Consider the following 583-nt stretch of genomic DNA (forward strand, 5'->3'; position numbering starts at 1 on the left):
CCGTTAGTCGGTGTTTCAACTACGAGCTCTAGGTTTTCGATACGGATACCGAACGCATCTGCACGGTAGTAACCAGGCTCATTTGATAGCACCATGCCTTCAGTTAGCGGCACATCAATTTGTTTCTTCGAGATGCTTGCCGGACCTTCATGCACACTTAGGAAGTGACCTACACCGTGACCAGTGCCATGGTCGTAGTCATAACCTTCCGCCCAAAGATGTTGGCGAGCCAATGTATCGATTTGGTAACCGCGAGTGCCTTTCGGGAAGCGGGCACGTGCTACACCGATATGACCTTTCAGCGCGAGAGTGAACTGCTTGATCATTTCTGCTGATGGCTGACCAATCGCGATGGTGCGTGTAATGTCGGTTGTGCCATCTAGGTACTGACCGCCTGAATCAACAAGGTAAAGTGTGTTCAGCTCTAGCTTACCTGGCTCAGGTTGGTTCTCATGATTGTAGTGACACATAGCCGCATTGCCGCCTGCCGCAGAAATGGTATCAAAGCTCAGATCCATCAGCGTTGGGTCTTCTTTACGGAATGCTTCTAGGCGATCAGCCAGTGTAGCTTCATCGTGAAGAT

The 583-nt window shown here is 50.4% G+C and carries 1 protein-coding gene; it reads right to left on the reverse strand.

Annotated elements, in window-relative coordinates:
• Positions 1–583, reverse strand: a 583-nt coding sequence (locus tag R7O13_RS29065; protein ID WP_318305483.1) for a M24B family metallopeptidase, incomplete at both ends; no start/stop codon positions are given.

The sequence above is a fragment of the Vibrio sp. Y176 genome, from assembly GCF_033438945.1.